This window comes from Leifsonia sp. 563 (assembly GCF_040545055.1).
Taxonomy (GTDB): domain Bacteria; phylum Actinomycetota; class Actinomycetes; order Actinomycetales; family Microbacteriaceae; genus Leifsonia.
Genome location: NZ_JBEPLE010000009.1, coordinates 19,112 through 31,932 on the forward strand (window position 1 = coordinate 19,112; position 12,821 = coordinate 31,932).

General features: G+C 71.5%; 12 protein-coding genes. 2 read left to right on the top strand and 10 right to left on the bottom strand.

Going from position 1 to position 12,821, the window contains the following annotated elements; genetic code table 11:
- Positions 1-7 precede the first annotated feature (7 nt).
- Genes ABIC47_RS19110 through ABIC47_RS19120 form a run of 3 tightly spaced genes read right to left on the bottom strand, consistent with a single transcriptional unit; the run spans position 8 to position 3,779 of the window.
- Complete coding sequence (locus ABIC47_RS19110; RefSeq protein ID WP_354483117.1) at positions 8-889, bottom strand: arginase family protein; 882 nt, start codon at positions 887-889, stop codon at positions 8-10.
- Positions 886-1,635 (bottom strand): PspA/IM30 family protein, encoded by a 750-nt coding sequence (locus ABIC47_RS19115; RefSeq protein ID WP_089875162.1) that lies wholly within the window; start codon positions 1,633-1,635, stop codon positions 886-888. The genes ABIC47_RS19110 and ABIC47_RS19115 overlap by 4 nt, the downstream gene beginning before the upstream one ends.
- A gap of 56 nt (positions 1,636-1,691) precedes the next feature.
- Positions 1,692-3,779 (bottom strand): TPM domain-containing protein, encoded by a 2,088-nt coding sequence (locus ABIC47_RS19120; protein WP_354483120.1) that lies wholly within the window; start codon positions 3,777-3,779, stop codon positions 1,692-1,694.
- 124 nt (positions 3,780-3,903) lie between these two features.
- Between ABIC47_RS19120 and ABIC47_RS19125 the strand changes: the two genes are divergently transcribed.
- On the top strand, positions 3,904-4,650 hold the full coding sequence (locus tag ABIC47_RS19125) for a gamma-glutamyl-gamma-aminobutyrate hydrolase family protein (protein WP_354483123.1): 747 nt from the start codon (positions 3,904-3,906) through the stop codon (positions 4,648-4,650).
- 7 nt (positions 4,651-4,657) lie between these two features.
- On the opposite strand, the gene ABIC47_RS19130 is transcribed toward ABIC47_RS19125, so the two are convergent.
- The 7 genes from ABIC47_RS19130 to ABIC47_RS19160 all read right to left on the bottom strand — a co-directional run bounded on the left by ABIC47_RS19130 (position 4,658) and on the right by ABIC47_RS19160 (position 12,087).
- Positions 4,658-5,290, bottom strand: a complete 633-nt coding sequence (locus ABIC47_RS19130; protein ID WP_354483126.1) for a protein-L-isoaspartate(D-aspartate) O-methyltransferase — start codon at positions 5,288-5,290, stop codon at positions 4,658-4,660.
- Between the two features lie 37 nt (positions 5,291-5,327).
- Positions 5,328-6,332, bottom strand: coding sequence for an N-acetylglucosamine kinase (locus tag ABIC47_RS19135; RefSeq protein WP_354483128.1), 1,005 nt, complete (start codon positions 6,330-6,332; stop codon positions 5,328-5,330).
- A complete protein-coding gene (locus ABIC47_RS19140; protein ID WP_354483131.1) occupies positions 6,329-7,600 on the bottom strand; it encodes a 6-phospho-beta-glucosidase in 1,272 nt (423 codons plus the stop codon). The genes ABIC47_RS19135 and ABIC47_RS19140 overlap by 4 nt, the downstream gene beginning before the upstream one ends.
- A 4-nt stretch (positions 7,601-7,604) precedes the next feature.
- A complete protein-coding gene (locus tag ABIC47_RS19145; RefSeq protein ID WP_018190310.1) occupies positions 7,605-8,516 on the bottom strand; it encodes a carbohydrate ABC transporter permease in 912 nt (303 codons plus the stop codon).
- On the bottom strand, positions 8,513-9,496 hold the full coding sequence (locus ABIC47_RS19150) for a carbohydrate ABC transporter permease (protein ID WP_018190311.1): 984 nt from the start codon (positions 9,494-9,496) through the stop codon (positions 8,513-8,515). Before ABIC47_RS19150 ends, ABIC47_RS19145 begins: the two co-directional genes overlap by 4 nt.
- 10 nt (positions 9,497-9,506) lie before the next feature.
- Positions 9,507-10,838, bottom strand: a complete 1,332-nt coding sequence (locus tag ABIC47_RS19155; RefSeq protein ID WP_018190312.1) for an ABC transporter substrate-binding protein — start codon at positions 10,836-10,838, stop codon at positions 9,507-9,509.
- 97 nt (positions 10,839-10,935) lie between these two features.
- Complete coding sequence (locus ABIC47_RS19160) at positions 10,936-12,087, bottom strand: ROK family transcriptional regulator (protein WP_354483135.1); 1,152 nt, start codon at positions 12,085-12,087, stop codon at positions 10,936-10,938.
- 159 nt (positions 12,088-12,246) lie between these two features.
- Here ABIC47_RS19160 and ABIC47_RS19165 point away from each other — a divergent pair, with 159 nt between their 5' ends.
- Entirely contained in the window at positions 12,247-12,804 is a 558-nt protein-coding gene (locus tag ABIC47_RS19165; protein WP_354483137.1) for a COG4315 family predicted lipoprotein, read from the top strand.
- Positions 12,805-12,821 lie beyond the last annotated feature (17 nt).

Consider the following 12,821-nt stretch of genomic DNA (forward strand, 5'->3'; position numbering starts at 1 on the left):
TCCCAAGCTACCGCGCTCCGTCGGAGCCGGCCGCGGCCTGCGACGCGGTCGGGCCGGTCAGCGCACCGAGGATGCGGAGGATGACCGGGAGGTCGTGAGCTGCGGCGTCCGGGTTCTCCGGCGCGAACTCCATGAGGCCCGCGCCCGCGAGCTCGAACCGCCGGCGGAGTGCGCGGATCGCCTCGGTGAGCCGCTCCGGGAGCACGCCGAACGGCTCCGGGTAGCCGATCCCGTCGATGGTGGACGGGTCGAGCACGTCGAGGTCGATGTGGAGGTACACCGACGTCGCGCCGGTGGCCGCCACCGCGTTCACGATCGCCTCCGGGGCATCCAGCTCGCCGGGTGCGACGACGCGGATGCCGGCATGGTCCACGAAGGCCGACTCGCCGTCGTCAAGCGCCCGGACTCCCGCGAGGATCAGCTGAGCGGGAGCGAGGACCTCCGGTCCAGTCGAGGCGAGCCCGTCCGGTCCGTCGCCGAGCAGCGCGCGCAGCACCATCCCGTGGAAGGCGCCGGACGGCGAGGAGTCGACATCGTTGAGGTCGCCGTGGGCGTCGAACCACACGACCGCCACCGACCCGGCGGGATGCGCGGCGACCGCGTGCTGGATGGGCGCGAGCTCCGCACCGCAGTCGCCGCCGACCGTGACCACCGGCGCCTCGAGCAGCGCGAGCTCGGCCAGCGTCGCCTCGCGGACGGCCGCGAGGGACGAGAACCGGTTGACCCCGCTTCCGAGCGACTCGCCCGCGGCGGCGGGCACCGGCACCTGGTGGGTGCGGGTGCCCGGCAGGTCGCCGCGGATGGCGTCGGCACCGTCGATCAGGCGCATGGCCCGCGACGAGCCAGACCCCTGCCACTGCGGGACGACGAGGAAGGACGCGCCGCTCACCCCTGGGCGCCCGAGGTCACGGCCCCCTGCGACCCTCCGCCGGACTTGAGCGCGGCGAGCCGTGCCTCGACCTCGGTCATCTCGCCGAGGTCGTCGAGCTGCTCGAACTGCGAGTCGAGGCTGGATGCGGCGAGCTCCTGCGCGCCCCGCACCTTGGCCTCCTCCCGGCGGATCTTCTCTTCGAAGCGGGAGACCTCGCTGGTCGGGTCCATGATGTCGACGCTCTTCACCGCATCGATCACCTGCGCCTGCGCCTGCGCGCTCTTGGCGCGGGCGATCAGCTCGGAGCGCTTGCTCTTCAGCTGCTCCAGCTTCTCCTTCATGGCGTTGAGCCCGGTCTTGAGCTTCTCGACCACCTCGGTCTGCGCGGCGATCTGCGGCTCGGCGGCCTTCGCCTCGTTCTCCGACGAGATCTGCCGCTGCAGCGCGACCTTGGCGAGGTTGTCGAACTTGTCGGCGTTCGCGGTGTCGCCCGAGGAGCGGTACTGGTCGGCCTGACGGCTGGCGGCGAGCGCCTTGTCGCCCCACTCGGCCGCGGCCTCCACGTCTTCGCGGTGGTCGTCTTCGAGCAGTCGCAGGTTGCCGATCGTCTCGGCGATGGCGCTCTCGGCGTCGGCGATGCTGTTGGTGAAGTCGCGGACCATCTGGTCCAGCATCTTTTCCGGGTCCTCCGCCTGATCGAGGAGGGCGTTGATGTTCGCTCGCAACAGTTGCGAGATCCGTCCGAAGATGGATTGCTTCGCCATGTGCTCTTCCTTTCGCTCCCGCCCCCGTTGGGCGCTTGTGAGATGTGTCCGGCGGTTCAGAACCGTCCGCCGCCACGCCGGCTGCGGGTGCCCCCGCCGCCGAAGCTTCCTGCGCTGAAGCCGCCGCCGCCGCTCCGGGTGCGGCTGCCGCCTCCGCCGAAACCTCCGCCGCCGAAACCGCCGCCGCCCCAGTTGCCTCCGCCGCCGCCCATCCCGCCGCGCAGGACCGAGTCGATGAGGATGCCGCCGAGGATGGCGCCCATCGTGCCGCTCCCGCCGCCGCGCCCGGAGGTACCGCCGCCGAAGATGTCGCCGAGGCCGCCGCCTGCTCCGCCCATCCCGCCGAGGTCCGGCTGGAATCCGCCCACGTCCTGCTGGGCGAGCTGTGTCGCTTGGTCGGCGAGCTCCGCCGCGCGCTGGGCCTGGGCCAGGGCGGACACGGCGTCGGTCGCCGCGGTCTGCTCGGCCTGGACCACGAGCCGGGCAGCCTCCGCCAGCCGGGTGCGCGCCTCGGCGCCGACGGCTCCGCGCCGGGCGGTGATGAAGTCCTCGCACGCCGACACGCGGGCCTTGGCGGTCATCAGGGTCTGCTGGAGTGCCGACTGGGCGCGCTGCGCCTGCGCGCGGGCGTCGCGGACGCCCTGCAGTACCCCGTCGATGGATCGGTTGGCGGCGTCGAGCCGCTGGGCCAGTTCGAGAGGGTTGACGCGTCCGGCGGAGAGGGCCGTCTGCACGTCGGTCACGGTCTGCTCCGTGCCGGCGACCGCCGCGGCGATGGCGCCGCCGGGGTCGCTGGAGGCGGCGAGCGCGCGCGCCTCCGCCAGGTCGCTCCGCAACTCGGCGAGGGTGCCGTCGAGCGACTGCTGCGCGGCGGCCAGGTCGGAGCCGAGCCGGTCGACCGCGTCGAGCAGCAGTCCCGCCTGGTCCGCCGACTCCTCGGCGGCGCGAACGCCCACCGCCGCGGCGCCCGCATCGCCGGCCGCCGCCTTCTGCGCGGCGCCCGCCAGCGCGGTGTCGGTGAAGTCGAGGCGCTGCGTCGCCTGGTCGATGTTGTCGTGGACGGTCCCGAGGGAGGCATCGGTGTACTGCTGCGCCAGTCCGTCGAGCGTGCCGCGCGTCGCCGCGAGACGCTGCCGGAGGGTCGCGGCCTGGGTGGCGATCTCGGCACTCGCCTCGGGGATGCGCTTCTCGATCGCCCGCAGTTCGTCGAAGGCGTCGGCCTGCGCATCCAGTGCCTGGTTGGCGGTGGCGCAGAGCTGGACGATCCGGATGTTCCACTCGCGGCGCTGCTCGTCGGTGTCAGGCTCCGCGTCGTCGAGCCGCTGCTTGAGCGTGAACGCCTCGCGCAGCTGCCCCTTCGCCGTGTCGAGGGCGGACTGGAACGGCACCACCGCATCCGCCCCGTACTGTGCGGTGGCGAAGCCGAGCTCCTCCTCGCTCGTACGGATGGCGTCGTCGGTCTGCACCAGCGCGGACCCGGCTCGCCGTTCGAGGTCGGGGAGGGAGATGGTCTGCAACTCGCTCTGCGGCGTCGTCGGCCCCGCGGCGGCCTTCTTCTTGCGGGAACCGCGTGAGCGGACCAGTAGGAACACGACGAGGCCGACGATCAGCACGCCGATGAGGAACACCCAGAAGAACACGGCGCCGCCACCACCTCCGCCGACGGCGTCGCCGAGCCCGTTCGCCGCGGCGACGGCCGCCCCGGCCCAGTCGCCGTCGTGCAGCTTCGGTTCGATGTCGTTGCGCTCGATGGAGTCGAGCTGGTCGGCGCTCACCGGGCCGTTGTCGTCGCCCGACAGGTAGTAGGTGCGGCCCTCGGTGGAGACCGCGAGCAGGTAGTCGCGCTGCCCGAGTCCGTTGCGCGCGGCCGTCTCGTTGGCCCAGTCGGCGGCCTCGGTCGGATCGGTGAACCGGTCGACGTAGACGACGTAGAGGTCGATGCGGTGATCGTCGTAGAGCTTCTTCGCGGCCGCCGTGATCGTCGACTCGTCCGATCCGCTGAGCACCTGCGCCTGATCGACGACGTGGCTGGGACCGAGATCGACCGGGTCCTGTGCGGAGGCCGGCGAGGCCGTGAGCAGCGTCGGCCCTGCTACGAGTCCGAGCGCCAGCAGGGCTCCGGTCAGCAGACGTCGCAAGCGCATCCACCCACTCTCTCGGGTCCGGCTGATACGCAGCCGAGTCTATTGGTGCTCTCCGACAGTGTCACTGTTTCGGCCTGTTACGGCCACCCGTGCGCTCGGCGGACCCTGCTGGTGGGATGGGATCATGTCCGAGCAGCCGACCATCGCCGTCGTCGAGGCCACGCGCTTCCGCGGCCATGATCCGGCCTATCACGACTACGTCCAGCTGCTCGTCGGCAACGTCATCGCCGAGGCCGAGGCGCAAGGCTGGAGGGTCGACCGGCTCGCGGCGGACCGCGGCGCCGACGCGCTGCTCGCCGAGACCGAGCCGGCCGACGCCGTCGTCATCGTCGGCGGCGAGGACATCCATCCCGACTTCTACGGCGGCCGGACGGGCTACCCCAACGAGTCACGGCACCTGCCGGCGGCGGACGCCGCGCAGATCGCGCTGGTGCACGCCGCCCTGGTGCGCGGCACTCCGCTCCTCGGCATCTGCCGCGGGCTCCAGATCGTGAACGTCGCGCTGGGCGGCACGCTCGTCCAGGATCTCGGCGAGGAGTGCGCGCACGTGAACCGCGGCGTCCCCATCCCGCAGGTGCTCACCACGCACACCGTGCAGGTCGAGGCGGGCAGCCGCGCGTCCGATCTCCTCGGAGCGGGGTCGCTCGAGGTGCGCAGCGCCCACCATCAGGCGGTGGATGCGCTCGGCGCCGACCTCGTCGTCACCGCCCGGTCGCACGACGGCCACGTCGAGGCCATCGAGCACGCCGACGCCCCGCTCCTCGCGGTGCAGTGGCACCCCGAGGACATCGCCGCCCCGGCCGGGCAGCTGGCCGCGCTGCTCCGAGCGCTGAGGGTCGCCGTCCCGGCCCGCGAGGTCGTCGCGGCCTGAGCGGTACTCACTCCCGGGACGGCCGCACCGGCCACCCCTGCTCGCCCAGCAGGGGCACGAACGCCACACCACCGAGATTCGTCTCGTGCAGCGACCCGTCGTCGCCGCGCGTGAACGCGGCCAGGTGCTGCGCGCCTCCGGGACGACCGACCGGCATGACCACGCGTCCGCCCGGCGCGAGCTGCGCCCGCCAGGCGCCGGGCACGGCTGGACCTGTCGCGGCCGCCAGGATCACGTCGTACGGAGCGCCGGACGGCCAGCCCAGCGTGCCGTCGCCGGTCACCACCTCCACCCGGTAGCCGAGTGCGTCCAGCGTCGCCCCAGCCCCCACCGCCAGCCCAGGATGCCGCTCGATGCTGACCACGCGATGCGCGAGCAGAGAGGCGACGGCTGCCGCGTATCCCGAGCCGGTTCCGACATCGAGCACGACGTCCTCCGGGCCGATCCGCGCCGCCTGCAGCATCAGCGCGACGATGTACGGCTGCGAGATCGTCTGGCCATCGCCGATGGGCATCGGATGGTCTTCGTACGCGTAGGGCTCGGCCGACGGCTCCACGAACAGGTGCCGGGGCACACGTCGCATCGCATCGAGGACGCGCTGGTCCTCGATCCCGCGCGGGACGAGCTGCTGCTCGACCATCCGCGCCCGCTCCAAGTCGTGATCGTGGTCCGTGCGGCTATTGAACCACCGCGGCGGGTCGCTCCTCCAGAGTGCGTCGGGCAGCGTCCAGCGCGGCCGGGTCTGCTCCGGCCGACTCCAGTGCCAGGAGGGCGGCGCCGAGGATGGGCGCGGCGGTGACGAGCTCCATCCGCGCTGCCGGCGCCCGCTCGGCGAGCAGCCGTTCGATGGTGCCGAGCAGCCGTTCGTCGCGCCCGCCGATCACGCCTCCGCCGAGGACGACGGGGACCGGCTGGTCGAGCAGGTCGAGCCGGCGCAGCGTCGTCACCGCGAAGGTGGCGATCTCCTCCGCCTGCTCGTCGATCAGCGCCGCCGCTATGGCGTCCCCGGCGCGCGCGCTCGCGAACACGGTCGGTGCGAGCAGCGCGAGGTCGCGGTTCGGGAGGCGGCCGAAGTGCAGCGCTTCGATGACCGCCTGGACGCTGTCCAGCCCGAACGCCGCGGGGACCGCCCTGGCGAGCGCCGTCGCCGGACCGCGGCCGTCGACGGCGCGTGCCGCATGCCAGAGCGCGCGCTCGCCGAGGTGCCAGCCGCCGCCCCAGTCGCCCGAGATGGTCCCGAGCGACGGGTAGCGGACGACGGCGCCGTCGGCGCGGACGCCGACGCAGTTGATGCCCGTGCCGCAGACCACGGCGACCGCGTCCGGCTCGTCGGTTCCCGCCCGGAGCAGGGCGAACAGGTCGTTGTCGACCGTCGCCGCCGCCCACGGCGTCCCCGCGATGCTCGCCCGGAAGTCGTCGATCTCGGTGGGCAGGTCGAGGCCCGAGAGGTACAGGTTGGCGGCGGCGATCGGACGCGGACCGGTCTGCTCCAGCAGGCGGCCGATCAGTGCCGAGACGAGGTCGGCCGAGCCGCGCATTCCGATCAGGTGCGGGCTGGAGGTGGTGCCCCTGGCCTCGGCGACGACCGTGCCGTCGAGCTCCAGTGCCACCGCGTCCGTCTTCGATCCGCCGCCGTCGACGGCGATCACAAGCGGCGCGATGGGCGCGTTGTCGTCGGTCACTTGGCCCACTCCAGGTGGTCGCGGTTGTGAGCGATCAGCAGGTCGGTCAGTCGCTCGGCCCGATCGTACTGACCGACGAGGGGATGCGCGAGCATGGCCCGCAGCACGCGGTCGCGTCCGCCGTGCACCGCGGCGTCGAGCGCGAGCCGCTCGTAGCCTGCGACGTGGGAGATCAGCCCGGCGTGGTCGGCGGGCAGCGGGTCGATCGGGAGCGCGGTGACGCCCCGCGCATCCACTGTCGCCGACACTTCGATCACATGGTCGTCGGGGAGGAACGGAAGCGCTCCGTCGTTGCGCAGGTTCACGACCTGCACGTCGCCTCGGTCGCCGGTGAGCGAGGCGATCAGGTCGACCGCCGCCTCGGAGTAGAACGCGCCGCCGCGCTGCGAGAGCTGCTCGGGCTTGGTGTCGACCGCCGGGTCGCCGTACAGCTCCAGCAGCTCGCGCTCGACGCGCTGCACCGCCTCGGCGCGGGTGGGGGAGTCGAGCTGCTCGCGGAGGACCTCGTCGTGGGCGTAGTAGTAGCGCAGGTAGTAGCTGGGCACGTCGCCGAGCAGCCGGATCAGGGACGCGGGGAGCTCGACCTCCTCGGCGAGCTGCTCCAGCCGGGTGCCGAGCAGCTCGGGGAGGGCGTCGCGCGTGCCGGAGTCGTCGGTGACGAGGGCGGAGCGCTCCCACGTCAGGTGGTTCAGCCCGACGTGGCCGAGCTGCACCTGTGCCGGGGCGACGCCGAGCATCCCGGCGAACCGCCGCTGGAAGCCGATGGCGACGTTGCAGAGCCCGACCGCGCGGTGGCCCTCCTGCAGCAGCGCGCGCGTCACGATGCCGACGGGGTTGGTGAAGTCGACGATCCAGGCGCCCGGCTTTGCGTGCGTGCGGACCGCGTCGGCCACGCGCAGCACGACCGGCACCGTCCGCAGCGCCTTGGCGAAGCCGCCGGGGCCGGTCGTCTCCTGACCGATGCAGCCGCACTCGTGCGGCCAGGTCTCGTCGCCGTGGCGCGCCGCCTGACCGCCGACCCGCAGCTGGATGAGGACGACGTCCGCGTCCGAGACGCCCGCGATCAGGTCCGAGGTGGGCACGACGCGACCCGGGTGGCCAGCGGCGCGGAACATCCGCTGGCTCATCCCGCCGACCAGGCGCAGGCGCTCCGGATCGGGGTCGACCAGCCAGAGCTCCTCGATCGGGAGCAGGTCGCGCAGCCGCGCGAACCCGTCGATGAGCTCGGGGGTGTAGGTGGAGCCGCCTCCGACGACCGTCAGTTTCACGTGTTTATCCCTTCACGCCGGTGAGTGTGATGCCCTCCACGAAGACGCGTTGGGCGAAGAAGAAGATGAGGACGACTGGGACGGTGACGAGCATCGTCATGGCCATGGTGAGCCCCCAGTCGGTGCCGTGGACGCCGCGGAACGACGCCAGACCGTAGGCGACCGGCCACGCGGCCGGGTTCTCGGAGGTGTACAGGAGCGGCCCGTAGTAGTCGTTCCAGGAGGCGAAGAACAGGAAGATCGCGGTGGCCGCGATTCCCGGCTTCGCCATCGGGAGCACCACCCGCCAGAGCACCCCGAACTCGCCGTTGCCGTCGATCCGCGCCGCGTCGGCGTATTCGCTCGGGATGGTGAGGAAGAACTGCCGGAGCAGGAAGATCGAGAACGCATCGCCGAGCAGGTTCGGCAGGATGAGCGGCCACAGCGTCCCGGTGAGTCCCAGTTGCGACCACATCACGTAGATCGGGATGGCCGTCACCTGGGGCGGCAGCAGCATGGCGATGATGATCACGGTGAACAGCACGCCGGAGCCGCGGAACCGGATCTTGGCGAGCGCGTACGCGGCCGGAACGCTCGAGAGCAGCATGAAGGCCGTCGCCAGCACCGCGTACATCGCGGAGTTGGCGAACCACTGCGCGAGCGGCACCGTTGTGAACACCTTGACGTAGTTGTCCCAGTGGAACGGCTGCGGCCAGAGCGATGCGGTCAGGGTCTGCTCGCTCGACATCAGCGAGGTGAGGAACACGAAGATCACCGGCGCGATGAACAGCACCGCGAGCACGACGAGCACCGCGTGCTCGGCGATCCAGGAGAGGATGCGCCGGGCGCGGGCGGACCGCGGGGTCGGGATGCGCCGGGGCGGCAGGGCGGGACGGTCCGTCGTCGCCGTGCCGGGGGTGAGGGTTGCCGAGGTCATTGCGCGCCTTCCGGGGTGAACGCCTTGAAGCGGCGGAGCAGCAGGACGAGGATGACCGCGGCCACCACGAACAGCAGCACCGCGAGGGCGGAGGCGTAGCCGAGCTGGTAGGTGCCGAAGCCGCGGACGTACAGCCACTGCGTGTACGTGAGGAGCGAGCCGTCCGGGTAGCCGAGGTTGGAGCTGATGCCCTGCCCTACCACGGCCTTGCCCGACGCCACCGAGGAGGCCACGGCCGCCTCGGTGAAGTACTGGATGGCCGCGATGACGCCGGTCACGACGGCGAAGAGCAGCACGGGGGCGATCGACGGCATGGTCACGTAGCGCACCTTCTGGACGCCGTTGGCGCCGTCGAGCGACGCCGCCTCGTACTGCTCGCGGGGCACATCCAGCAGGGCGGCGAGGAAGATGATCATCACGTCGCCCATGACCCAGATGCCGAGCAGCACGAGGGAGGGCTTCGACCAGGCCGGGTCGTTGAACCACAGCGGTCCCTGGATGCCGAAGAAGCCGAGGATGTGGTTCACCGGTCCGGTGCCCGGGTTGAAGAGGAAGACGAACGCGACCACGCTCGCGACCGGCGGCACCAGGGCGGGCAGGTAGAACACCGTCCGCCAGAAGCCTGATGCGCGGCGCGCCCGGGCGAGGAGCCCGGCGACGATGAGCGCGAACGCCGTCTTGACCGGCACCCAGATCACGACGAACCACAGCGTGTTGAGGGTCGCCAGCCAGACGTTCGGGTCCTGCGTGAACAGGTACTGGTAGTTGCGCAGGCCGATCCACTGCGGCGGCGACACGAGGTCGAACCGGGTGAACGAGTAGTAGACGGAGGCGATCAGCGGGTAGACGAAGAAGATCAGCAGCCCGAGGAGGGCCGGCGCCAGCAGCGCCAGCGTCACCAGGGAGCGCTTGCGGCGGGCCGGGGAGCGGCGCGTGGGGCGGGCGGTGGCCCGCCCCACGCGTTCTGCGGTCGCGGTCATGGCGTCCGGCTCACGGTCCGGTGCTCAGCGCGAGCGCGTCGTTGATCTGCTTGTCGACCGACTTCAGTCCGGCGTCGAGGTCGCCGCCCTGGCTCTGGTACTTGTTCCACCAGTCCTGCAGCGACTGCTGGTAGCCGGGGCCGAGCGGGCTCGGCGGCGTGGTCTGGACGTTCTTGTTCGACGCGATGTCGAGGAACGTCTTGAACTGCTCCGAGACCTCCAGCTTCGGCGAGGCGAGCGCGTCCTTCGTCGTCGGCACGTTCTTGAGGCCGTTGGCGAGCTTCACGACGGCGTCCGTGTCGGTGGTCAGGTAGCGCAGCAGCGCCCAGGCGAGCTCGGGCTGCTTCGACCCCTTGGAGATGCCGATGATGTTGCCGGTGATGTAGCCGCCGCCGTACAGCTGCGTCTGGTCATCGGCGGTCGGGAAGGGCGCGGTGCCGTAGTGGAGGTCCTTCGCCTGGTCGTCGATGAACGCCGTGCGGTACTCGCCGTCGAGGTTCATCGCGACCTGCCCGGTCTGGAACGCGTTGTCGGCCGAGAACTCCTGACCGAGCCCGGAGGTGAAGGCGTTGAGCTTGTCCCAGCCGATGGTGTCGACGAACTTCTTCTGCCAGGTCATCAGCTCCTTCCAGCCCTCGCTGGAGCCGACCGCACTGGTGCCGTCGGACTTCAGCCACTTCGCGTCGGCGGCGGGACCGACGTGGGCGGCCGAGTTCTCGTACCAGCCCATGGTCGGGTTGAAGCCGAGGGTCTTGATGGAGCCGTCCGGGTTGAAGGTCGTCAGCTTCTCGGCCATCGACTCCAGCTCGCTGAGCGTCTTCGGCGGCGCGGTGTAGCCGGCCGCCTTCAGCAGGTCGGTGTTGTAGTAGAGGCCGTAGACGTCGGCGAGCATCGGCATCGCGCAGCGGGTGCCCTTGAACTCGGTGTACGACTTCACGGTGTCGGAGAACTGGCTCATGTCGACGCCGTCGCGCTCGATCACCTTGTTGAGGCTGCGGAAGGCGCCGTTCGAGCAGAAGTTCCCGACGATGTCGGTGGAGTACGAGAGGCCGACGTCGACCTTGCTGCCGGTGGCGATGGCCTTCTGGAGCTTCTCGTCGTCCTGGCCGGAGTGGACGTCGACCTTGATCTTCGGGTACTTCTTCTCGAAGTCGTCGACGACGGACTGGATGACCTTCGCCTCGCGGTCGGAGAAGAAGTGCCAGAACGACACGGTGCCGCTGAGGTCCTTCGGGGTGCTGGCGGCGAAGTCTGTGCCGCCTCCGCCGCCGGAGCAGCCGGAGAGGGCGAGCGCGGCGGCGGCGGTGACCGCTGCCGCGGCGATGAGATGGCGGTGTTTCACGGGTGGCTCCCTCACTGTCGGTGGGTGCAGGTGTGGTGGTGCGGGATGTGGGTGGATGGGGTGGTGCGGGTGGATGCGGTGGTGCGGTCGCGGGTCGCTACGGTGCGATCCGCGACACTTCGGCGAAGAGCGCGTCGCGCACCTCGCCGATGAGGTGCTCCCTGGCTCCGCGGAGCACCGGGTGGGCGTCGACGCCGGTCGCGACGACGCTGCGTTCGCCCCAGGCGGGGCGGAGTTCGGAGGTGACGAGTTCGGCGAGCCGGTCGCCGCCCGCCAAGCCGGTGGGGCCGCCCAGCACGACCAGCTCCGGGTCGAGGAGGGCGAGGACGGGGACGACGCCGACGGCGACCCGGCGCGCCAGCTCGCCGAGGAACGCATCGCGTGCGTCCGGGTCGGCGGCGAAGGCGCCGTCGCTGGAGACCCCGTGGCGGGCCGCGAGCCGGGCGACCGCCGGGCCTCCGATGAGGTCCTGCAGGTCGCCTGCCTCGGGGTCGAGCTCCGCGGCGGAGCGGGGGATGGGCAGGTAGCCGATCTCGCCGGCGCCCCCGGACGCTCCGCGGTGGACGCTGCCGCCCTGGTCGACCGACAGCCCGAGGCCGTCGCCCATCCAGAGCAGCGCGAAGCCGCCCGTGTCGCGCCCGGCGCCGTCGGTGCGCTCGGCGAGCGCGGCCAGGTTCACGTCGTTGTCGATGCGTACCTCGATGCCGAGGGCGTCGCGCAGCCGGCGGCCGATGCCCTGCTTGGGCCAGCCGGGGAGCGTCTCGATGTAGGTCAGCTCGTCGGTGCGCGGGTCGAGCGCGCCCTGCACACCGATGCAGACGGAGCGCACCTGCTGCGGATCGGCGCCGGCCACTTCGCAGGCCACCTCGATGGCCGCGCGCACATCCTCTTCGGGGGAGCGCCCGGCGAGGGGCGTGACGGCGATGGGCTGCTCCGAGCCGGAGGCGTCGACGACGGTCGAGTGCAGGGCCTCGGCGTCGATGTCGATGGCCACGGCGAGCATCCGGTCCGTCCGCACCGCGTAGCTGGCGGCGTTCGGTCCGCGGCCGCCGGAGACCTCCCCGACGACGTGGATGAGGCCCGCCGTCTCGAGCCGCGCGACCATCTGCGCGGCGGTCGGCTTGGAGAGCCCGGAGAGCTCGCCGATGCGGTTGCGGGTGAGGACGCCGTGCTGCAGCAGCAACGACAGGGCGGTGCGATCGTTGGTCTCGCGCAGCCACCCGGGGGTGCCCCGAACCGGTCCGGTCATCCTCATCCCTTCGTTGGAACGATGCTCTCGCGGAAATGTATCAGGAAAGTTTCTTTATAGTAAAGCTCCTGTTTCCAGATGAGCGCCTGATGGTCCTCTCAGGAAGTGAACCATCCGCCCTTCGGGCAGCGTGCCATGGGTGGAAGGGAGCATCCGCTCATGAGAAACATCACCTCACCCACGCGCTTCGCGGCACTGGCGGCCGGAGCCGCCGCCGTCCTCCTGGCGCTCGCCGCCTGCTCGACCACGGGAGGCGGGGGATACTCGGCGCCCGTCTCGTCCAGTCCGTCGACGTCCACGTCGTCCGGCGCCTCTTTGGCCGGCGCGACCGCCCTGAAGACCGGCTCGACCACGCTCGGCACCGTGGTCGTCGACGGGAAGGGCCTCACCGCCTACGTCTTCGACAAGGACACCGCCGGTTCCGGGATGAGCGTCTGCTCCGGGCAGTGCGCCACCCAGTGGCCGGCCATCGAGGCCGGGAGCGACCACCCGACCGTGCAGGGCGTCACCGGCACGGTCGGCACGATCACCGGCGTCGACGGCAAGAAGCAGGTCACCCTCGATGGGCACCCGCTGTACACCTACGCCGGCGACTCCTCGGCCGGCGACGTCACCGGCCAGGGCTTCGGCGGCATCTGGTGGGTCGTCGCACCGGACGGCACGAAGATCACCTCCTCGTCGTCCACGCCGACCTCCGGCAGCGGCTACACCAAGTGACGCAGCGCGCCCGCGTG